The organism is Rhizobium arsenicireducens, assembly GCF_964021225.1.
Genome location: NZ_CAXHYK020000001.1, coordinates 1,102,517 through 1,124,231 on the forward strand (window position 1 = coordinate 1,102,517; position 21,715 = coordinate 1,124,231).

18 protein-coding genes are annotated in these 21,715 nt (G+C 61.6%); 11 read left to right on the forward strand and 7 right to left on the reverse strand.

The window, feature by feature from the left end; all coding sequences use genetic code 11:
• Nucleotides 1-128 precede the first annotated feature (128 nt).
• Complete coding sequence (locus ACWPVA_RS05205; RefSeq protein ID WP_454286668.1) at nucleotides 129-893, forward strand: M15 family metallopeptidase; 765 nt, start codon at nucleotides 129-131, stop codon at nucleotides 891-893.
• Between the two features lie 14 nt (nucleotides 894-907).
• Here ACWPVA_RS05205 and ACWPVA_RS05210 read toward each other — a convergent pair whose 3' ends face one another.
• From ACWPVA_RS05210 to fumC, 3 genes are all read right to left on the reverse strand, one after another.
• Nucleotides 908-1,975 carry a GGDEF domain-containing protein gene (locus tag ACWPVA_RS05210; RefSeq protein ID WP_454286669.1) on the reverse strand — a complete coding sequence of 356 codons (1,068 nt, stop codon included), beginning with the start codon at nucleotides 1,973-1,975 and terminating at the stop codon, nucleotides 908-910.
• 223 nt (nucleotides 1,976-2,198) lie between these two features.
• Nucleotides 2,199-3,806 (reverse strand): fumarate hydratase, encoded by a 1,608-nt coding sequence (locus ACWPVA_RS05215; RefSeq protein ID WP_454286670.1) that lies wholly within the window; start codon nucleotides 3,804-3,806, stop codon nucleotides 2,199-2,201.
• Between the two features lie 185 nt (nucleotides 3,807-3,991).
• Nucleotides 3,992-5,383, reverse strand: a complete 1,392-nt coding sequence (gene fumC / locus ACWPVA_RS05220) for a class II fumarate hydratase (RefSeq protein ID WP_454289531.1) — start codon at nucleotides 5,381-5,383, stop codon at nucleotides 3,992-3,994.
• Between the two features lie 77 nt (nucleotides 5,384-5,460).
• Here fumC and ACWPVA_RS05225 point away from each other — a divergent pair, with 77 nt between their 5' ends.
• From ACWPVA_RS05225 to ACWPVA_RS05240, 4 genes are all read left to right on the forward strand, one after another.
• Complete coding sequence (locus ACWPVA_RS05225; RefSeq protein ID WP_454286671.1) at nucleotides 5,461-5,871, forward strand: ArsR/SmtB family transcription factor; 411 nt, start codon at nucleotides 5,461-5,463, stop codon at nucleotides 5,869-5,871.
• Nucleotides 5,872-5,880: 9 nt separating this feature from the next.
• Nucleotides 5,881-6,375: an arsenate reductase ArsC gene (locus tag ACWPVA_RS05230; RefSeq protein WP_454286672.1), complete on the forward strand. Its 495-nt coding sequence runs from the start codon at nucleotides 5,881-5,883 to the stop codon at nucleotides 6,373-6,375.
• Between the two features lie 47 nt (nucleotides 6,376-6,422).
• Nucleotides 6,423-7,469, forward strand: coding sequence for an ACR3 family arsenite efflux transporter (arsB, locus tag ACWPVA_RS05235; RefSeq protein WP_454286673.1), 1,047 nt, complete (start codon nucleotides 6,423-6,425; stop codon nucleotides 7,467-7,469).
• Nucleotides 7,470-7,796: 327 nt separating this feature from the next.
• Complete coding sequence (locus tag ACWPVA_RS05240) at nucleotides 7,797-9,635, forward strand: L,D-transpeptidase family protein (protein ID WP_454286674.1); 1,839 nt, start codon at nucleotides 7,797-7,799, stop codon at nucleotides 9,633-9,635.
• A 36-nt stretch (nucleotides 9,636-9,671) separates the two neighbouring features.
• Here the strand turns inward: ACWPVA_RS05240 and gph are convergent, their stop codons facing one another.
• Nucleotides 9,672-10,346: a phosphoglycolate phosphatase gene (gph, locus tag ACWPVA_RS05245; RefSeq protein WP_454286675.1), complete on the reverse strand. Its 675-nt coding sequence runs from the start codon at nucleotides 10,344-10,346 to the stop codon at nucleotides 9,672-9,674.
• Nucleotides 10,347-10,508: 162 nt separating this feature from the next.
• On the opposite strand from gph, the gene rpiA reads away from it, so the two are divergent.
• The 3 genes from rpiA (at nucleotide 10,509) to gor (ending at nucleotide 13,259) form a co-directional block, all read left to right on the forward strand.
• Entirely contained in the window at nucleotides 10,509-11,207 is a 699-nt protein-coding gene (gene rpiA / locus ACWPVA_RS05250) for a ribose-5-phosphate isomerase RpiA (RefSeq protein ID WP_454286676.1), read from the forward strand.
• Nucleotides 11,208-11,225: 18 nt separating this feature from the next.
• Nucleotides 11,226-11,753 (forward strand): DUF2059 domain-containing protein, encoded by a 528-nt coding sequence (locus ACWPVA_RS05255; RefSeq protein WP_454286677.1) that lies wholly within the window; start codon nucleotides 11,226-11,228, stop codon nucleotides 11,751-11,753.
• Nucleotides 11,754-11,870: 117 nt separating this feature from the next.
• Nucleotides 11,871-13,259, forward strand: a complete 1,389-nt coding sequence (gene gor, locus ACWPVA_RS05260) for a glutathione-disulfide reductase (RefSeq protein WP_454286678.1) — start codon at nucleotides 11,871-11,873, stop codon at nucleotides 13,257-13,259.
• 515 nt (nucleotides 13,260-13,774) lie between these two features.
• Here the strand turns inward: gor and ACWPVA_RS05265 are convergent.
• Nucleotides 13,775-14,665 (reverse strand): alpha/beta hydrolase family protein, encoded by an 891-nt coding sequence (locus ACWPVA_RS05265; protein ID WP_454286679.1) that lies wholly within the window; start codon nucleotides 14,663-14,665, stop codon nucleotides 13,775-13,777.
• 262 nt (nucleotides 14,666-14,927) lie between these two features.
• Here ACWPVA_RS05265 and ACWPVA_RS05270 point away from each other — a divergent pair, with 262 nt between their 5' ends.
• Nucleotides 14,928-16,304, forward strand: a complete 1,377-nt coding sequence (locus ACWPVA_RS05270) for a class II 3-deoxy-7-phosphoheptulonate synthase (RefSeq protein WP_454286680.1) — start codon at nucleotides 14,928-14,930, stop codon at nucleotides 16,302-16,304.
• An 87-nt stretch (nucleotides 16,305-16,391) separates the two neighbouring features.
• Nucleotides 16,392-16,808, forward strand: a complete 417-nt coding sequence (locus ACWPVA_RS05275) for a GFA family protein (RefSeq protein ID WP_454286681.1) — start codon at nucleotides 16,392-16,394, stop codon at nucleotides 16,806-16,808.
• Here ACWPVA_RS05275 and ACWPVA_RS05280 read toward each other — a convergent pair.
• Both ACWPVA_RS05280 and ACWPVA_RS05285 read right to left on the reverse strand, forming a co-directional pair.
• The gene (locus tag ACWPVA_RS05280; RefSeq protein ID WP_454286682.1) at nucleotides 16,772-17,692 is read right to left on the reverse strand and encodes a hypothetical protein; all 921 of its coding nucleotides are present in this window, start codon (nucleotides 17,690-17,692) and stop codon (nucleotides 16,772-16,774) included. The two genes, ACWPVA_RS05275 and ACWPVA_RS05280, sit on opposite strands and share 37 nt — an antisense overlap.
• 214 nt (nucleotides 17,693-17,906) lie before the next feature.
• Nucleotides 17,907-19,835: an LTA synthase family protein gene (locus ACWPVA_RS05285; protein ID WP_454289532.1), complete on the reverse strand. Its 1,929-nt coding sequence runs from the start codon at nucleotides 19,833-19,835 to the stop codon at nucleotides 17,907-17,909.
• A 200-nt stretch (nucleotides 19,836-20,035) separates the two neighbouring features.
• Between ACWPVA_RS05285 and ACWPVA_RS05290 the strand changes: the two genes are divergently transcribed.
• Nucleotides 20,036-21,715, forward strand: coding sequence for an NAD+ synthase (locus ACWPVA_RS05290; RefSeq protein ID WP_454286683.1), 1,680 nt, complete (start codon nucleotides 20,036-20,038; stop codon nucleotides 21,713-21,715).

Consider the following 21,715-nt stretch of genomic DNA (forward strand, 5'->3'; position numbering starts at 1 on the left):
CCGGTTCGCCGCGGTGGCGGCATGACACATTGCCAGAGCAGGTCCCCCATGCAAGGTTTTCTTGCAGGATTTGGGTAGCGAGCAAGGGGGAGCGCATGGAGCGCCTTGGACTTTTGGTGGTGTCGTGTTTGGCAACTGTATTGGCGGCCGGGACTACCCTTGACGGCGAACTCGGGCTGGATGAGAAACTGCGGCTTCTCGTTGAGGCCTATCCCGAAACGATCAGCGGCATCGAGGACGGTTATCTGATCTTCCGCGATGGCGGTGAGCCGCTTCTCATCGATGACGGCGCCGCGAAGGACCATTTCGCCAGGCTGGCCCAGGGCGATGTCGAGGACAGCCTTTCGCAGGATTATCCGGTCGGGCCCTGCGAAACGAAGCCGGAAGTCAATTTCGATCCGGGGCGTATCCGCAGCGATCCGTTGTTGATGCGGCTCTACGGGGCGTCGGCGCGCGACGTGGAACGCTCACTGGTCAAGGTGGCCTGGTTCGGCGGGAATGTCCGGGTGACGAAGAGACAGGGCGCGGCTGCGGCTCTGGAAAGGGTTCGCGAGGAACTGGCATCAAGACCGGAATTGAAAAAGTACCTTTCGCCCTCGGCCGGCACGTTCAACTGGCGCAAGGTGGCGAACGCTCCCAACATGTCGGTGCACAGCTTCGGGGCGGCGATCGACATCAACACCAAATATGCCGACTACTGGGTCTGGTCGGGTGGCAAGCCGGGCAAGGTACCGCACTATGCCAACAAGGTTCCGATGGAGATCGTCGATGCGTTCGAGCGACACGGCTTCATCTGGGGCGGCCGGTGGTATCATTACGACACCATGCACTTCGAGTACCGGCCGGAACTGATCGCGATCGCCAAGGCTGGCGGCATATCCGCCTGTCCGTGAGCCTTTGCCAGTCGCTACCGCTTGTAGATTAGCCAGCTCTTGGTGAAGTCCTTCTTCATGCCGTCCTCGAAGATCCTCGTCCGATTGCGGCCGGCATTCTTGGCGCAGTAGAGCGCAATGTCCGACTTGGCGTAGAGTTCACCCGGATCCTCGGCCTCGCCGGCCATGCAGAAGCCGAGCGAAAGTGTGATCGGACCGTAGTTCACACCGGTTTTCGAGTTCTTGAACGGCGTCGCTTCGAGTGCGGTACGCACGCGCTCGCACATCACGTTGACCTCCTCGGCCGTGTTGCCCTCGACGATGATCGCGAATTCCTCGCCGCCGGTGCGCGCGACGAAACAGTCCTTGCGCACATGGGCGCGGATCACGGTGGCGACGCTTGCGAGGATCTTGTCGCCGACAGGGTGGCCATAGGTGTCGTTGATCTTCTTGAAGTTGTCGATGTCGGCAAGCACGAGGGCGGTCAGCGGCGCGCTGCTCGTGGCACCGTAGATCGACGCCAGGCGTTCGTCGAAGGCGCGGCGATTGGCGATGCGGGTCAGCGAGTCGGTGTTGGCGATACGCTTGTATTCGTCCAGTTCCTTGCGGACCTGGTCCATTTCATGGGACTTCTGACTGACCTGCTCGACCGTCTGCTCACCATGGGCCATGGTGTCGCCGGTCGCTTCGGACAGCAGGGTTATCGCGCTGCGCAGGAGGTCGGCGCTGGTGTTGTTCTTCGTGCTGATGCGGGAATAGGTCTCGCCAAGCAGTTTGTTGTAGCTCTCCAGTGACGTCTGTTCCTGCTTCAGCAGGCGCAGCAGTCCATCGAGTTCATTGATGATCTTGGAATGGGCGTTCTCGATGACTCGGGTCTGGTGGTCGCCGAAATACTGCTGGCCGATCTGGTCGAGTTCATCCTGCGTTGCCCTACAGCCGAGCGCTGCAAGCTCCTTCGTCAGGGTCGGATTGGAGCCGATATAGGCCTCATAGAAAAGCTCGTAGTTCCGCGGAATCGGAGCAACACCCATGCTGCGCATCGCAAAGGTGATCTGCGCCGATATATCGGGAATTTGCGCCTTCGGCGTCGTTGCCGTGCTCATCGGCGAACTCCATTCACTTCTGGGATCCACGATCCTTTCCAATAGTTAGACGAAAATTGTTTGGAAATATTTAATGTCCGACGCGCGAGAAATAGTCCGCAATATTTTGGGGAACCAGTGCAGAGGAAGTGTAAGGTTCTGAAAATAAACGCATAAAAACACCGATAGTAAAAAGGCGGCACTTTCGCGCCGCCCTCGTGTGTTCATTTTTTCCGCATCCGGCTCAGCCGAGGTTGAATTCCTGGAAGAAGTCGTTGCCCTTGTCGTCGGTCACGATGAAGGCCGGGAAGTCCTCAACCTCGATTTTCCATACGGCCTCCATGCCGAGTTCCGGATACTCGAGCACCTCCACTTTCCTGATGCAGTCCTGGGCCAGACGCGCGGCCGGGCCACCGATCGAGCCGAGGTAGAAGCCGCCATGCGTCTTGCAGGCCTCGCGCACGGCGCGCGAGCGGTTGCCCTTGGCCAGCATCACCATCGAGCCGCCGAAGGACTGGAACTGGTCGACGTAACTGTCCATGCGGCCGGCGGTCGTCGGGCCGAAGGAACCGGAGGCGTAGCCGGCCGGTGTCTTGGCCGGGCCGGCGTAATAGACCGGGTGGTTCTTCATGTAGTCGGGCATGCCTTCGCCCTTTTCCAGCCGCTCGCGGATCTTGGAATGGGCAAGGTCGCGGGCGACGATGATCGTGCCGGTCAGCGACAGGCGCGTCTTGACCGGATGCCTGGTCAGCTCGGCCAGGATCGCGCTCATCGGCTGGTTGAGGTCAATCTTGACAACGGAGGAGGACAGTGCCGCCTCGTCGATGTCGGGCATGTATTTCGACGGATCGGCTTCCAGCTGTTCGATATAGATGCCGTCCTTTGTGATCTTGCCGAGCGCCTGGCGGTCGGCGGAACAGGAGACGCCGAGCCCGATCGGCAGCGAGGCGCCGTGGCGGGGCAGGCGGATGACGCGCACGTCATGGCAGAAATACTTGCCGCCGAACTGGGCGCCGACGCCGAGTGACTGGGTCAGCTTGTGGATTTCCTGTTCCATCTCCAGATCGCGGAAGGCGTGGCCCGATTCCGAGCCTTCAGGCGGCAGCCTGTCGAGATAGCGCGCCGAGGCGAGCTTGACCGTTTTCAGGTTCATCTCGGCCGACAGGCCGCCGATGACGATCGCCAGATGATAGGGGGGGCAGGCCGACGTTCCGAGCGAGAGGATCTTGTCTTTCAGGAACTCGATCATCCGGTCATGGGTCAACAGCGAGGGCGTGCCCTGGTAGAGATAGGTTTTGTTGGCGGAGCCGCCGCCCTTGGCCATGAACAGGAACTTGTAGGCGTCCTCGCCTTCCTCGTAGATGTCGATCTGGGCCGGCAGGTTGGTCCTGGTGTTCTTTTCCTCGAACATCTTCAGCGGCGCCAACTGCGAATAGCGCAGGTTCTTGTTCTCATAGGCGTCCATCACGCCCTTGGCGAGCGCCACCTCGTCGCCACCCTCGGTCCAGACACGGCGGCCTTTCTTGGCCATGATGATCGCGGTCCCGGTGTCCTGACACATCGGAAGCACGCCGCCTGCCGCGATATTGGCGTTCTTCAAAAGGTCATAGGCAACGAAGCGGTCATTGTCGGTCGCTTCGGGGTCTGAAAGGATCGAGGCGAGCTGCTTGAGATGGCCCGGGCGCAGCAGATGGTTGATGTCGGCAAAGGCCGTCTCGGCAAGCAGGCGCAGGCCCTCCGGATCGACGGTCAGGACCTCCTGGCCCTTGAAGCTGTCGACGGATACGTAATCGGAGGAAATCTTGCGGTAGGGGGTGGTGTCTTCGCCGAGGGGAAAGAGAGCATCAGCCATCAGTCAAAAGCCTTTCGGAGGCAGGTTGTCGGATGGCGGTGGTGTAAGGGCTAGATTTGAAGAATTCAATGCCGCGAAAGGGTAAGCGAACCGGTTGAATGGATTGAAATCCGGGCCGACCCGATAAAATCGATTTGACAGGAGCGAGCCCGTCGCCGGGCCCGCCCGTTTTGCCGCAGCACGGCTCACTTCGGTCCGATCATCAGTTCCGGCCGCACCAGTTCATCGAACTCCTCGTTGCTGAGATAGCCGCCGCCGACCGTTTCCTGGCGCAGCGTCGTACCATTCTTGTGGGCGGTCTTGGCGATCTTGGCGCAGGTGTCGTAGCCGAGACGGGTGTTGAGGGCGGTCACCAGCATCAGCGAATTCTCCACGCCCTTCTTGATATTGTCCTCGCGCGCCTCGATGCCGATTACGCAATTGTCGGTGAAGGAGCGGGCCGCGTCGCCGAGCAATTGCACCGACTGGAGGAAATTATAGGCCATCATCGGGTTGTAGACGTTCAACTCGAAATGGCCCTGGCTACCGGCGAAGGTGATGGCGGCATTGTTGCCGAAGATATGGGCGCAGACCTGGGTCAGCGCCTCCGACTGGGTCGGGTTGACCTTGCCCGGCATGATCGACGAGCCCGGTTCGTTTTCCGGCAGCGAGAGTTCGCCCAGGCCCGCGCGCGGGCCGGAGCCGAGGAAGCGGATGTCGTTGGCGATCTTGAACAGGGCGGCGGCGGCGGCGTTGATCGCACCGTGCGAGAAGACCATGGCGTCATGGGCGGCGAGCGCCTCGAACTTGTTCGGGGCTGTGACGAAGGGAAGGCCGGTGATGGTGGCGATCTCCCCCGCCACCTTTTCGGCAAAGCCGATGGGCGCGTTGAGGCCAGTGCCGACCGCGGTGCCACCCTGCGCCAGTTCGAAGAGACCCGGCAGCGTCAGTTCGATCCGCTTGATCGCCGAGGCGACCTGGGCGGCATAGCCGGAGAATTCCTGACCGAGGGTCAGCGGGGTCGCGTCCTGGGTGTGGGTGCGGCCGATCTTGATGATGTGGGCGAAGGATTTCGCCTTGGTATCAAGGGCCTGGTGCAGGTGCTTCAGATTCGGAATCAGGTGGTGGGCGATCTGCTCGGCGCAGGCAATGTGCATGGCCGTCGGATAGGTGTCGTTCGACGACTGGCTCATGTTGACGTGGTCGTTGGGGTGCACCGGCTTCTTCGAGCCCATGACCCCGCCCAGCATTTCGATCGCCCGGTTGGAGATCACCTCGTTGGCGTTCATGTTGGACTGCGTGCCGGATCCGGTTTGCCAGACCACCAGCGGAAAATGCTCGTCGAGCTTTCCGTCGATCACCTCCTGCGCGGCGTCGTTGATGACATTGCCGATCTTTGGATCAAGGACGCCGAGCGCCATGTTGGCGCGCGCCGCCGCCTGCTTGACGATGCCGAGCGCGCGCACGACGGAGAGGGGCTGCTTTTCCCATCCGATCCTGAAATTGCCGCGGGAGCGTTCGGCTTGAGCGCCCCAATAGCGGTCGGCTGCCACGTCGATCGGGCCGAATGTGTCGGTTTCGGTGCGGGTGCTGCTCATCATCGTGTCCCTGTCCTCAATCTGTTTCGTCACGGGATAATTAGCCTTCGCCCGGTTATGGGCAATGGCTGGGCTCAATGTTTGAACGCCGAGTTCATATTGATTTCGCGGCAAGACCCTCTTGCAAACTTCGACAATTCATGATTTCTGGAAATATGGATGCGAAACAGAGTCTCGACGCGCTTTCGGCGCTTGGTCATGAAGGGCGGCTGGCGATCTTCCGTTTGCTGGTCCGTCACGCCCCTGACGGTCTCAACGCCGGTGATATTGCAACGGCGCTCAATTTCCGCGCCAACACTCTTTCGGCCAACCTGACCGTGCTTTCCAATGCCGGGCTGGTGGGCAGCGAGCGCGAGGGGCGGCACATCCGCTATCGCGCCGACCTGGAGGCTATGCGTAGGCTGATGTGCTTCCTGCTCGAAGACTGCTGCGGCGGCTCACCGGAGATTTGTCGTCCGGTCCTCGATGAAATCACCTGTCGTTGCTAGGAGGCTTCCATGACCCTTGATCATTTCAATGTTCTGTTCCTGTGCACCGGCAATTCGGCGCGTTCCATCCTCGCCGAGGCTTGTCTCAATCGCGAGGGGCGGGGGCGTTTCACGGCCTATTCCGCCGGCTCGCACCCCAAGGGCGATGTTCATCCGATGGCGATCGAGCTTCTGAAGCGGGCAAACCATGAAACATCCGGGTTACGCTCGAAAAGCTGGGACGAATTTGCCGCTCCCGGCGCGCCTAGGATGGATTTCGTCTTTACGGTTTGTGACTCTGCCGCCGCCGAATCGTGCCCTGTCTGGCCCGGCCAGCCGATGACCGCTCATTGGGGTGTCCCGGATCCCGCGGCGGTCGAGGGAAGCGATACGGAGAAGTCGCTTGCCTTTGCAGACGCCTATCGCATGCTGAACAATCGCATTTCCATTTTCGTCAATCTGCCGATCGCCAGCCTCGACAGGCTTGCGTTGCAGAAGCGGATCAGCGACATCGGCCGATCCTGAGGCCCAGCGTTTCGCCTTAACATCCCAGAACGATCGGTCTTTCCATCATGTCCACGCTTTCGTCACCATCCCCGCTCGGCTTTTTTGAACGCTATCTGTCGCTCTGGGTCGCGCTCTGCATCGCCGCCGGAGTCGGCCTCGGACTGTCCTTCTCCGGATTGTTCCGGGCGGTGGCGGCAATCGAATATGCGAGCGTAAACCTGGTCGTTGCCGTGCTGATCTGGGTGATGATCTACCCGATGATGGTGAGCATCGACTTTGCCTCGTTGAAGGACGTCGGGCGCAAGCCGAAGGGCCTCTGCGTGACGCTGGTTGTCAACTGGCTGATCAAGCCATTCACCATGGCCGTTCTCGGTGTGCTGTTCTTCGAGCACATCTTTGCCGGGCTCGTTTCGCCCGAGAACGCGAAGGAATATATTGCCGGCATGATCCTGCTTGGCGTCGCTCCCTGCACGGCCATGGTCTTCGTCTGGAGCCAACTGGTACGTGGGGACGCGAATTACACGCTGGTCCAGGTCTCGATCAACGATCTGATCATGGTCGTTGCGTTTGCGCCGATCGCGGCCTTTCTGCTCGGCGTCACAGAGGTGATTGTGCCCTGGGAGACGCTGCTGCTGTCGGTGGTGCTTTACGTCGTGATTCCGCTTGTTGCGGGCTATCTGACACGTCGTCAGCTCGATGCCCGTCATGACGGAGAGGCTGTCGCCCGCTTTACCGGAGCGCTCAAGCCCTTCTCGATCATCGGGCTCCTGGCGACCGTGGTGCTCCTGTTCGGTTTCCAGGCGGGGACGATCGTCTCTTCGCCCTTGGTGATCGTGCTGATTGCCATTCCGCTGCTGCTGCAGAATGTGCTGATCTTCGCCATCGCTTATGGCTGGGCCTATCTTTGGCGCCTGCCGCACAATGTGGCGGCGCCAGCCGCGCTGATCGGCACGTCGAACTTCTTCGAACTTGCCGTTGCGGTGGCGATCAGTCTCTTCGGCCTCAATTCCGGCGCCGCGCTGGCGACGGTCGTCGGCGTGCTGGTCGAAGTGCCGGCCATGTTGGCTCTCGTGGCGATTGCCAACGGCACGCGGCGCTATTTCCCGGCCTGAGCAAGCCCTCTGCCCGGCGAGTCGGCGAACCACGTGTCATATTTGGCACGCGGCCCGGCAAAACGGTGCGGCCAACCGCCTGCCGGTTCTGTGGCCGTACATGTTTCTGGCGTTCGACAACAGAGTTTTACCGAGTAGTTTCAAAGACGTCGAGCGAATTGTCGGCAGACTGGTACTTGTGGATTCACACAAATCTTAAGCCAGTTGGCTTCGCCGCCTCGGTGCCGACAACTTTTCAATGATAAGCGTTTCGGATAGTGATCCGTTCCCTGAACGGCGGCGGCCGGTTCACTGCTTCGCGACGACAGATCTGGAACGAGTGCGAGAATGAAAACCTATAAGACAATCGCGGCAACGGCAGTGCTTGCTGCGATAACGGGCCTCAATGCCTTTCCCCAGGCAGCCGAGGCGGCCACGCTCCTGGATCTGCTGCGCGGCGGGCCGGGCAAATCCAGCGAGAGGCCCGGCTCAAGGACGGTCTTTGAGCCTCAGGCTCGAGGCGGGCTGGAGATGGGCGACCCCGAGCCGCTGCCCAGGGTCGCCGGTCCCCGCTACTATGCCTACAAGGCCGAGGCGACACGTCTGATCGCGATTCCGACTGCCGACACCGACGCGACGACTGCGGCACCGCAGCTGCGGCGCTTTCTCGGCGAAGCCGGTGTGCGTGCACCGGATGAAATTGCCGCGGCCGTCGAGGCCTATTACAAGGAAAGCAAGCCGCTCATCTGGGTAACCGACACGGGCATCACCGATCGGGCGCGGCAGGCAATGGATGGGCTTGCACGGGCCGCTGATGTCGGGCTCGCGCCGGAAGACTATGCGCTCGCGCAACCGGCGGAGACAACCGATCCGTCCGATCCGGACAAGCTTGCCCGCGATCTCGCCCGGTTCGAGGTGGCCCTGTCGGCAAAGTTGCTCTCCTATATCGCCGACACGGTGCGGGGCCGGATCGATCCGAACAAGATCTCCGGCTACCATGACTTCAAGCGCAAGACGGTCAATCTCAAGCCGCTCCTCAACATGCTGCGGCTGAGCCCCGACGTAGCCGCTTATTTGCGCTCGCGCGATCCGGACAATGTGCAGTTCCAGGCTCTGAGAGCCGAGCTTGCCCGGCTGCGTGCCGACAGCGAGGCTGGCGACCGTCTGGCGATCGCGCCCGACACTCTGCTGAAGCCCGGCCAGAGCAATCCGGAACTCTCCAGCATCCTCGCTGCGATCAAGGTCGAAGGATCGGATGAACTCAAGGCCGGGCACGCCGTGGTTCTTGCGGGCTATGCCGGGACACCGGAGTATACGCCGGAGCTCGTCACCCTGGTCGAGGCCTTCCAGAAGGAAAAGGGTTTGAAGCCGGATGGCGTCGTCGGTCGGGCGACGATCCGGGCGCTCACCGGCCATAGCAACGCCGAGAAGATCGACAAGCTCATGATCGCCATGGAGCAGCTGCGCTGGCTGCCGGACGATCTGGGCCAGCGCTATGTCTTCATCAACCAACCCGCCTATACCGCCTATTATTTCGATGAAGGTCGCGAGCAGCTGGCCATGCGCGTGGTCGTCGGTTCGAAGGCAAACCAGACCTATTTCTTCCAGGACCAGATCGAAACGGTCGAGTTCAATCCTTACTGGGGTGTTCCGAAGTCGATCATCGTCAACGAGATGCTGCCGAAGCTCCGCCGCGATCCGTCCTATCTCGATCGCCTCGGCTATGAGGTCAGCCACCAGGGCCGGAAGGTGTCGTCCACTCAGGTCGATTGGAACACGACCCACAGCGTTAACGTGCGCCAGCCGCCAGGGGGCGACAATGCCCTTGGCGAGCTGAAGATCCTGTTCCCGAACTCGCACGCCATCTACATGCACGACACACCGTCCAAGAGTTTCTTCCAGCGCGACATGCGGGCACTGAGCCATGGCTGCGTACGCCTTGCCGAGCCGCGCGCCATGGCGGCGGCGGTGATGGGCACGACGACCCAGGAAATCGCCAAGCAAATCGCGTCGGGCCAGAACCGCGCGGTTCAAGTGCCGCAGAAGATCCCGGTCTATGTGTCCTATTTCACTGCCTGGCCGACCAAGGACGGCGGGGTCGACTATTTTGACGACGTCTACGGGCGCGATGACGCGACCCGCAAGGCCTTAAAGGCAACCAGCGACGCTCGCGCGCCGCGAGGCTGAGCGACAGAAAGGGTGGGGTCCGAGCCCCGCCCTTTTCTACTTGCGCATCAATTCCTGGAGAAGAGCCGGGGTCAGCTCGTCGAAGTGATCGATTTGCCTGTCTGCGCCGAGCTCGGCGATCGGAATGTCCGAATAGCCGAACGGCACGACGATCGACGGGATGCCGGCATTGCGGGCGGCGAGGATGTCATTGACGCTGTCGCCGACCATTACCGCGATCTGCGGGTCGCCGCCGGCCCGTTCAATGGTCGCGATGATGTGGCCCGGATCTGGCTTGCGCACGGCGAAGGTGTCTCCGCCGGCGATCGCGGAAAAATGGTGGGCGAGCCCCAGCTTCTCGATCAGCGGCACGGCCAGCGATTCCATCTTGTTGGTGCAGACGGCGAGACGGAAGCCGGCCTTCCTCAAACGTTCAAGCGCGTCGACGAGGCCGGGGTAGGGCCGGCTTTCGCCCGGCATCCCCGCCATATAGTGGGCGATGAAGCGGTCGAGCAGCGGCTGCAGATCTTCCTCGGCGAGCGACGCACCGCGTAGCGCGAAGGCGCGGGCTATCATGGCGCGGGCGCCCTGACCGACGAGATGCGTGAGGTCCTCGTAGCCGACCGGCGCAAGGTCGGCCGTGGCGATCGTATGGTTGAGGCTGGTGACAAGGTCCGGGGCCGTATCGACGAGCGTGCCGTCCAGGTCGAAGACGATCGTGGGATTCAACAAGGTCAGGCTCCGTCGCTTTTTGGGGGCTTACTGGATTGGTTTAGCGCGGTAGGCGAAAACCCGGCAAAACGCAACTGCTAGAGCGGCTTTGCAAAGGGGCTTTCGTTTGACGGACGAGGCGTGTAAACAGCTGACGACGAAACGGACAGGAGCTTTTGGCGCATGGACGCCCGCGAAATGAAGATAAAGGCTGCGGCTGTGGCTTTGGAGCACGTCGAAGACGGTATGCGTCTTGGCATCGGCACCGGTTCCACCGCCGAGGAGTTTGTGCGGCTTCTGGCGGAAAAAGTGGCGAACGGCCTCAAGGTCGAGGGCGTACCGACCTCCGAGCGCACCGCGCGTCTTTGTGTCGAACTGGGCGTGCCGCTGAAGTCGCTCGACGAACTGCCGCAGCTGGATCTCACCATTGACGGCGCGGACGAAGTGGACGGCCATTTGCGCCTGATCAAGGGCGGCGGCGGAGCGCTGCTGCGCGAGAAAATCGTCGCTGCGGCATCCGCGCGCATGATCGTGATTGCCGACGAGAGCAAGGTCGTCGATACGCTCGGCCGGTTTCCGCTGCCGATCGAAATCAATCCCTTCGGTCAGGTCTCCACGCGCATTGCAGTGGAGAAGACGGCCGAACGGTTGGGGCTCACCGGCCAAATGGCGTTGCGTACCTCCGGCGACGGGCTCTTCATGACCGATGGTGGACACCTCATTCTCGACGCATCATTTGGCCGTATTCCTGATGCAGAGGCCTTGGCTATCGCGCTCAATACCATTCCGGGTGTTGTCGAACACGGGCTATTCATAGATTTGGCCACGCTTGCCATTATTGCCGGTCCGGCGGGCGCGCGGGTCATCGACGCAAAGAACTAGACAGGAGCAATGGATTTCATGGTCAGATTTTCGGGTTTGGGACGTTTCGCATCTGCTACCGTCATTGCAGGTAGCCTTTTTCTGGGCGGCGCTGCCTGGGCTCAGGAAGTGCCGGCCGAGCATGTGCAGGCGGCCCGCGCGGCAATCGCTGCGCTTGGCGTGACCGATCGCTTCGACGACATTCTGCCGGGCGTGTCAGATCGGCTGAAGAGCCAGCTTATCCAGGCCTATCCCAATTTGCAGGACAAGATCTCGGAAACGGTGGATTCGGAAGCGCTGAAGCTCGCGCCGCGCCGAGGCGATCTCGAGCGCGAGGCAGCTTTGGTCTATGCCAAGGCATTCTCCGCCGAGGAACTCAATGCAATGACCGCCTTCTATACCAGCGACGCCGGCAAGAAGTTGCTGAAGGACGGGCCCATCGCCATGCGTGAACTGATGAAGGCCGCGGATATCTGGACAGCGGGCATCGCCCGTGATCTCGACAAGCAGGCCAATGAAGCCATGCTGAAGGAGGTTGGTGCGACCGAGCCGGCGGCCAAGCCCTGATCACACGCTATCGGCAAAGAAACGCTAAGCTCGGAATTCGTTCCGGGCTTTTCTTTTGCGACCCTCGCATCTTATATCAGCGCCACTGTCCGCACTTTGTCTGCAAGGAGATACGCCATGTCCGGTTTTGACTATGATCTGTTCGTGATCGGTGGCGGCTCCGGCGGGGTGCGAAGCGCGCGTGTCGCCGCCGCGCTCGGCAAGAAGGTCGCGATCGCCGAAGAATACCGCTTCGGCGGCACCTGCGTGATCCGCGGCTGCGTGCCGAAGAAGCTGTTCGTCTATGCCTCCCAGTTTCACGAGCATTTCGAGGATGCGGCTGGCTATGGCTGGACCGTCGGCGAGAGCCGCTTCGACTGGCCGGCTCTGGTTGCTGCAAAGGACAAGGAAATCGCGCGGCTCGAAGGTCTCTACCGCAAAGGCCTCGACAATGCGGGCGCCGAAATCTTCGAAACCCGTGCCGAACTTGCCGGCCCGAATAGCGTTCGCCTGGTGAAGACAGGCCAGATCGTCACCGCGGAAAGGATCGTCATCGCCGTTGGCGGCGGCGCCAATCCGCATGCAGCGTTGCCGGGCCATGAGCTTTGCATCTCGTCCAACGAAGCCTTCAACCTGAAGGAACTGCCGCGTGCGATCGTGATTGCCGGTGGCGGCTATATCGCGGTCGAATTCGCCAACATCTTCCACGGTCTTGGCGTTGAGACGACGCTGATCTATCGCGGCGCGGAAATCCTCAGCCGCTTCGATCAGGACATGCGGCGCGGCCTGCACGAAGCGATGGCGGCCAAGGGCATTCGCATCCTATGCCATGACATCATCGAGCAGGTGAGCAAGGGGGCCGACGGTCGGCTGGTCGCGGCCACGAAGAACAGTGGCGAACTGGTTGCCGATCAGGTCATGCTGGCGCTTGGACGCGATCCCTATACCGAAGGACTTGGGCTCGAGGCGGCGGGGGTCGAGATCAACGAGCGCGGTGCGATCGTTGTCGACAAGTACTCGCGGACCAATGTTGCGAGCATTTTCGCGCTCGGCGACGTGACCGACCGGGTGCAACTGACGCCGGTGGCGATCCACGAAGCGATGTGTTTCATCGAGACCGAGTACAAGAACAACCCGACCTCGCCGGATCATGAGTTGATCGCGACGGCGGTCTTCTCCCAGCCGGAAATCGGTACCGTCGGCATGTCCGAAGACGAGGCCGCCAAGCGCTTCGTCGACGTCGAGGTCTATCGCGCCGAGTTTCGGCCGATGAAGGCGACGCTTTCCGGCCGCAATGAAAAGACCATCATGAAGCTCATCGTCAATGCTGCCGACCGCAAGGTGGTGGGCGCCCATATCCTCGGTCACGATGCCGGGGAGATGGCGCAGATTCTTGGCATCACCCTCAAGGCCGGCTGCACCAAGGACGATTTCGACCGGACCATGGCGGTCCATCCGACTGCGGCGGAAGAGCTGGTGACGATGTACAATCCGAGCTACCGGATCAAGAACGGAGAGCGGGTATAGGTTTGGACGTATTGGCTTAAGCGAAGGCAGGGGCATGAACGAAAAATGCCCCGTCAATGAGACGGGGCAATTCATGCGGAAGGAACCTCGGACAAGCGCCATAGCGCCTGACCGGCAATACACAAACGCCGGAACGCGATGGCGGTTCCGTCAAAATCAAAGAATTTCTTCAGGTGAAGGCCAGGACCGGTGCTGCCAGCACCATCAGCCCGATACAGGATGCGACCGCAAATTTCAGTCGCCGGATACGCCTCGTACGAACTCCACTCCAATCATACGCCATCGAACAGATCCTCATGATCGCTACTAACACGCGGGTACAGCCAACATTCATGCCGCTCATAGATCTCGAAGCTGGCGTGAAGCTTGCTGCAGGCATTTCAGGCGCGAACGCTCTCATCACGTCCAAGAATTAGAATATGACAATTTCTCGATGGACGCCAGCCTCCATCGAGCCGCGGTGCGAATCGCCAGAATGCCTGGGTTAATCGTTTTGAATCAGTGATTTGCCGCGTTCACGACGCGATCGCTGAGTTTTTCGACCGGTTGTCGGACAGCCAATCGATCGCCGGCTTCCAGAGCGTCTCGCGAAAGGCCGGGCGGAAAAACCCGAGATGGCCGATTGGCTGGCCGGTAGTTACAGGAGATACGCGCACGCGCTCTACGGGCGCGTTCACATAGGCGCTGAGGATCGCTTCCTGGGCCTTCGGCGTTCCCCACGGATCGTCCTCAACGCCGATGGAGAGGATCGGGGTTCGGACTTCCGCAAAGCGGCGGGCCGCATCCATCTTCGTGTCCGCAAAGAAATAATCCGGCGAGCGGCCCCAGCGGGCCCATTGGCGGAAGACCGTGCCGGGCAGCGTCTGGCCAAGTCCGGTCCAGCCGGGCACCCTGCCGGTCAGCAAGGCGAGGGGTACGCCGACAAGATTCATCGTAGCAAAGACCTTGTAGGGTTCGGCGGTGTAGGCCCAGTGCCCCGACATGACGGCCACCATCAGGTAGCGGTCGAACCGGTTGGCGCGGTTGCAGAGCCCGAGCCCTTGGCCACCAAAAGACTGGCCGACGCCCACCATCGGGTGACCCGGCGCAATGCCTTCGAGATGGTCGACGGCCGCGGCCATGTCCTTTTCCGCCCAGTCGGCCATGCTCGGCCTCGCCTTCCAGCCGCGCGGAATGCGGGAGCCCGCGACGCCGCGGTAGTCATAGGTCATGGCAGCGCGAAAGCCGCGATCGGCCACCAGATGTTGGGCAAAGCGGGCGTAAATGCCACGCGGTACGGCCGCGGCGGAGGAGATGAGGGCGAGGGGACCGTCACCGGTGCCACGGAACAGTGTTCCGGCGAGAGGAAACCGGTCCTCCGCGGCAAACGTCACCTCTTCGCGCGCGATGCCAATCCGATCCTGCATGGCTGATCTCCTCCATCTCTACGCCTTGCGAGCAAAAAGCTTACGTTTACGTCCATGTAAAGGCAAGCGGGTCTTCAGCGCCGTTTTGGCTCGTGCATGGTGAGACTTGGCGAGACGCGTGCTCGTCTTATTGCCAAAGATAAAGAATCGTCGCGCCTAGGGCTTCAAGTTCGGCTTTGCAAGGCAAATATTAGGGTCTATAAGCCCCCGATCCAAAGCGGCCGGGAGGAGGCCGTCCTATTTCGAACAGCAGGTGACGATCATGGCACAGAATTGGACCCCGAGCAGCTGGCGCAGCAAGCCGATCAAGCAGGTTCCGGCCTATCCGGACCTGGGCGCCCTTGCCGATGCGGAAGCGCGTCTCGCCAAGTTTCCGCCACTCGTCTTCGCCGGCGAAGCTCGTCGCCTGACCAAGGCGCTCGGCAATGTCGCCGAAGGCAACGGCTTCCTGCTCCAGGGCGGCGATTGCGCCGAGAGCTTTGCCGAGCATGGCGCCGACACCATCCGCGACTTCTTCCGCGCCTTCCTGCAGATGGCCGTCGTCCTGACGTTTGGGGCGCAGCTGCCGGTGGTCAAGGTCGGCCGTATCGCCGGCCAGTTCGCCAAGCCGCGCTCGTCCGACATCGAGAAGCAGGGTGACGTCGAGCTGCCGAGCTATCGCGGCGACATCATCAACGGCATCGAGTTCACACCGGAATCGCGGATTCCCAATCCGGACCGCCAGATCATGGCCTATCGCCAGTCGGCGGCGACGCTCAACCTGCTGCGCGCCTTTGCCATGGGTGGCTATGCCAATCTCGACAACGTGCACCAGTGGATGCTCGGCTTCATCAAGGATAGCCCCCAGGCCGAGCGTTATCGCAAGCTCGCCGACCGGATTTCCGAGACCATGGATTTCATGAAGGCGATCGGTATCAGCTCCGAGACCAATCCGAGCCTGCGCGAAACCGATTTCTTCACCAGCCATGAAGCTTTGCTGCTCGGCTATGAAGAGGCGCTCACGCGGGTGGATTCGACCTCGGGTGACTGGTACGCCACATCCGGTCACATGATCTGGATCGGCGACCGCACGCGCCAGGCGGACCATGCCCATCTCGAATACTGCCGCGGCATCAAGAACCCGCTCGGTCTGAAGTGCGGCCCGTCGCTGCAGGCGGACGATCTCTTGAACCTGATCGACATCCTGAACCCGAACAACGAGGCGGGCCGCCTGACGCTGATCTGCCGCTTCGGCCACGACAAGGTCGCCGAGCATCTGCCGCGCCTCATTCGTGCCGTCGAGCGCGAAGGGCGCAAGGTGGTCTGGTCGTGCGATCCGATGCATGGCAACACGATCACGCTCAACAACTACAAGACCCGTCCATTCGAGCGCGTCCTGTCGGAAGTCGAGAGCTTCTTCCAGATTCATCGTGCGGAAGGAACGCATCCGGGCGGCATCCACATCGAGATGACCGGCAATGACGTGACGGAATGCACCGGCGGCGCCCGTGCCGTGACGGCCGAAGCACTCCAGGATCGCTACCACACCCATTGCGACCCGCGCCTCAATGCCGACCAGGCGCTAGAACTGGCCTTCCTGCTCGCCGAGCGGATGAAGGGTGGCCGCGACGAAAAGCGGATGATGGTGGCGAACGGCTGAAGCTTACCTTCAGATAAGCGCATTTGACCCACCGGGCCGGCTTCACCAAGCTGGCCCGGTCTCTTTTTGCCAGGTTGGGAGCGCTGAATGGATGAGTTAAGAACCGGGGCCTGTCTGTGCGGTGCCGTCCGCTTGCGCACGCAGGGGACGGTCCGCGAGGTCGTGTTCTGTCACTGCTCGCAGTGCCGGCGACAGACGGGGCTCCATTACGCCGCCACCGACGTGGCGCGGGATCGCCTGAAGGTCACGGGTGAGGACATGGTGCGCTGGTATCGGTCGAGCGATGGGGCCCAGAGGGGTTTCTGCAGCACCTGCGGTTCGGCGCTTTTCTGGCTGCGCGATGGCAGCGACCATATTTCGGTCATGGCGGGAGCGTTCGACGAGCCGAGCGGATTGGTCGGCGGCTATCACATCTTCTGTGCGGACAAGGGCGATTTCTACGAGATCGGCGCCACACTGCCGGCCTATCAGGCGGGCAGGCCCGCCTCCGCCAGCAGCGGCTGAGGAGTGGCTGCGCTCACGGAGATACCCAGTTCGTCGATCGCGTGGTGGAACGCCTGATCCAGCGCCGCGAATTTTGCCGACTGCCATTGAAAATAGTCGCCGACGAAACGGTGCGACAGCCAGAGCGATCCGCGTCGGCGCGGCAAATCCCAGCCGAGCAGGCCTTCGGTCTCGGCCTTCTTGAACATGCGCTTCAGGTTCGTTGCCGAGATCATATAGACCTCGCCGAGTTCGGGGAGCGACAGGCGGCCGATCTCGATCCTGTCCGCCGGGTCCGGAGCGCTGGGAATCCGGGCGATAAGGCCATGGAGTACCATGCCCCCGAGATCCGACCAGAGGAAATGGCCGATGCTGTCGGGGGGATCGCGCCAGATGGGATCTTCCGCCAGACGGGCGGCGGAAAAGGGCTGGGCGATGCGGAAGATGCGTGGATCGACTGAGGCAAGCTCTTCGCGCTTGCCGCCGTCCAGCCGGTCGAGGCAGGCCATGTGCCCCATGAACCAGCCACTCATCGCGTCATAGGCGGCTTCGGTGGTCTCCAGCACGCGCACGCGGCGGTCCGGGATATTGGGCACGTCGCGGAGGAACTTGTAGGCGACCAGTTCAGCAAGGAAGGAGGTCGCCGTGTTGCGGCTTGCGGCTCCAAGCTTCATGACGATCTCGACGAAGCGGGTGGCGGTCAGCCCCGACAAGGGGTCGTCGTCCCGGCGCTGCAAGGACAGGGCGAACAGCGAATGGGTCATCAGCCATTTACGATGCGATGCCTTCAGCCGCGACAGGCGTGGCGTGCGCAGGTGTATGCCGATCAGGTGTTCGGCTATCTGTTTCTCGATCGTCGGGAACAGCGGGTGGGCGGCGATCTCGGCGCGGGTCAGTGGCCGCATGGCTTTTCACGCTTTGCTAAAGGTCTTGAACATCTTCGGTCTGCAAGCAATCGGGGCCGGTATATTGGCGCAGCAAGCAAACCTGGCTGCTGGCTAAACAATTTCCTTATCCGTTTTGTGTCAATGGCCGGTTTACGCAGCCTTGGCAAGCTGGGACCGAAGAGCCGCCACGGCGGAGAGCCGTAATCGGCAGCCTCTGCGACGTCTTACCTGCTCAGCTGGATGGCGTTTCCAACCGCTCCGACTGTTCGGGGAAGAAGCGCCCGGTCCCGAAGCCTTCGCCGAACATCTGGTCGTGCTGCAGGTAGCGGTATTCGCGGATCAGCGGGTCGATCGGTTCGCCGGACGTCGCCCAATCCGGGTGGGCGCGATCATTGCGCTCGATCAGCTGGTGGCGGTCCACGACGGCATAGCGCTCGCTAAGCCGACCAAGCACGCCGGTATAGAAAGCGTGACGGTAGCCGGCCAGGTGAACCACGTAGTACGGCAGCTGCGAGGGGCTGACCGAACCAAGGTCCTTCTGTACGCCGCGCTTTGACGACCATATGACCAGCGGCGTTTCGTGTTCGCGTTTCATCACGCTGACCGAAGCCTTGCGGGTGGCGACCACGTCCGGCATGTATCCGGTTTCGGTGTAGACATGGCCGAGCGGCGGCAGGTGATCGCCGAACAACACGATAATCGTCTCGCGGCGACGCTTCTTGGCCCAGTCCATCAGGGCCTGAAGGCTGCTGTCGGCTTCGCGGACGCCCTGAGCGTAGGTGGCGAGGCTGTCGCGGTTTTTCTGCGTCAGCGATGCCGACTGCACATCGACCGTATTCTTCGCGTAGCGGTTCTTCTCGTAAGGACCATGGCCCTGCAACGTGACGGCAAAGAAGAAGAACGGCTCCTCGGTCTGGTCGGCGGTGCGAATGATTTCCTTCGTCAGGGCCTCGTCGGAGGTGAACGCGCCACGCTTGTCCATGACCGGCATGTTCTCTTCCGACATGAACGACTGGAAACCGAGCGACTGATAGACATTCCCGCGGTTCCAGAACCAGCTCTGGAACGGGTGGAAGGCTTGGGTCACGTAGCCCTTCGAGGCGAAGAAGGTGGCGAGCGAGGGCAGGGGGCGGCGCACATACTGTTGATAGGGGATGCTGCCATAGGGCAGGAAGGCATTGGAAAACCCGGTCAGCGCCTCGAATTCGACATTCGCTGTCATGCCGCCGAATTCTGGCGAGAACAGATGGCCGGATGAATTGGCGCGGATCGTTGGCATCGGATCGGGCGAGAACGTCGTCTTCGAAAGGCGCGTCGGGTCCCAGAGCGACTCGCTCATGACCATGATCACATCGGCATTGCGGCCGCCAAAGAAGGTTGCCGGCATCCGCTCCGGGGCGATGTCGTTGATTACGTCGGCGCCATAGCCCTGCGGTGCCTGGACATTGGCCATCGGCACGTTGAAGGCGAAGGCCAGCAGGAAGCCGTTATGGCGATAGTTCTCTTGCTGGTCCCACATCATGGGGATGATGTTCAGCCGGTCGCGAATATAGGAATATGAACTGGGATTCATCAGCGACAGGAAGCCGCCGATGAGCGGCAGGGCGACGAGCAGCCGGACCAGCTTCGATACGGGCGAAAGCGACGGAAAGTGCCGGCGCCCGAGCACCAGCAGATAGGCGAGCAAGGCCAACAGGGCGAGCACGCCAAGGCCCAGGCCGATGGCCGCAAGGGGCCTGGCAGCGAACATGACGGGGACGAGTTCGGCAATCTGTCGGCCGAAGAGCATATCGCTCGGATAGAGCGGGTCCGACAGGTATTGCTGCTTCTGCAGCGACAGGAAGGCCGGTAGGAGTGCCAGCGGCACGAGGATCAGTGCCGACTGGTAGGCGCGGCCGAAGAGGGCGTCGGTGGCGACGAAAAGAAGAAAGACGGTCAGCACGGCAACCATGCCGGGACGGGCTGGAGACAGCAGATAGTCGGAGACGCCGGTCAGCGTTCCGCGCGCCAGCCACTCGGTCAGGATGATCGTGAGCAGGGCAAGCAAGAGCGTATTGATGTGCCTGACCGTGAAGCGCAAGGCGACGGCGCGCTGCGAGCGTGCCGCAATCCGGCCCTCGTTGACGGCACCTGCAATGGACACTCCACGCTCGGAGACAATCTCAGCCAACGCACTCTCCAGCAATCGAAAGAAGCTTAATAAATCTGTCGCACAGCTGTCACATAACCGTCATGAACGCTACATGAACCGAGCCTGCCGGCCGTTTGTTCCCGCAATTTTACCGTCCTATGTTGCAATGCGGCACACTGCTTTGGATCCCCGACATTGCGAAGGTGAGCGCCACGCGCTAAACGATGGTCATGAGCGAAAATCAGACCCGTCCCGACACCCTTCGCATCGCCATTGCGCAGCTCGATCCGACTGTCGGCGACGTCGCCGGCAATCTTGCCAAGGCCCGCGAGGCCCGAGCTGAAGCCGCATCGCAAGGCGCGGAGCTTTTGCTCCTGACCGAGCTGTTCATTTCCGGCTACCCGCCGGAGGATCTCGTGCTGAAATCGGCCTTCCTCAGGGCGTGCCGCGTGGCGGTCGAACAGCTTGCCGCCGACACAGCCGATGGCGGCCCCGGTGTCGCGATCGGGTTCCCGCGGGAGGACGAGAAGGGCCGCTACAATTCCGTTGCCGTTCTGGATGGCGGCAAGGTCATTGCGACCCGCGACAAGATCGATCTGCCGAACTACGGCGAGTTCGACGAGAAACGCGTCTTCGACGCCGGCGAGATGCCAGGTCCGGTCAACTTCCGGGGTGTGCGCATCGGGATCCCGATCTGCGAGGACATCTGGGGGGATCTCGGTGTGTGCGAAACGCTGGCCGAGGCCGGTGCCGAAATCCTGCTCGTTCCGAATGGGTCGCCCTATTTCCGCGAGAAGGTCGATATCCGCCACCAGGTGGCGCTGAAGCAGGTGATCGAGTCCGGTTTGCCGCTGATCTACGCCAACCAATTGGGGGGGCAGGACGAACTTGTGTTCGACGGTGCGAGCTTCGCCTTCAACGCTGACAAGACCCTTGCCTTCCAGATGAGCCAGTTCGAGGCCACCCTTTCGGTCACCACCTGGAAGCGCGCAGCCGATGGCTGGCGCTGCAGCGAAGGGCCGATGTCGCGCATCCCGGAAAAGGAAGAGGCCGATTATCGCGCCTGCGTGCTCGGGTTCCGCGACTATGTGAACAAGAACGGTTTCAAGAGCGTCGTGCTCGGCCTTTCAGGCGGCATTGATTCCGCGATCTGTGCGGCGATTGCCGTTGATGCGCTCGGTGAAGAGCGGGTGCGGGCGATCATGCTGCCCTACCGCTATACGTCGCAGGAATCGCTGGCCGACGCCGCCGCCTGCGCCAGGGCGCTTGGCTGCCATTATGACACCGTGCCGATCGCCGAGCCGGTCGAGGGTTTTCTTTCGGCGCTCTCCGACATGTTCGAGGGCACCGAAAGCGGCGTCACCGAAGAGAACCTGCAGAGCCGCACGCGCGGCACGATCCTGATGGCGATCTCCAACAAGTTCGGCTCGATGGTCGTGACGACGGGCAACAAGTCGGAAATGTCGGTCGGCTATGCGACGCTCTACGGCGACATGAACGGCGGCTTCAATCCGATCAAGGACCTCTACAAGATGCAGGTCTATGCGCTGGCCGCGTGGCGCAACAAGCATGTGCCGCCAGGCGCACTCGGCCCGTCGGGTGAGGTGATCCCGGCCAATATCCTCTCCAAGGCGCCTTCGGCCGAGCTTCGGCCCAACCAGACGGACCAGGATTCGCTGCCACCCTATCCGGTGCTGGACGATATCCTCGAATGCCTGGTCGAGAAGGAAATGTCGGTCGAGGAAATCGTTGCGCGTGGCCACGAGATCGCCACCGTCCACAGGGTTGAGCATTTGCTCTACCTCGCCGAGTACAAGCGCCGCCAGTCGGCGCCGGGCGTGAAGATCACCCGCAAGAATTTCGGACGAGACCGGCGCTATCCGATCACCAACCGCTTCCGCGACCGCTGA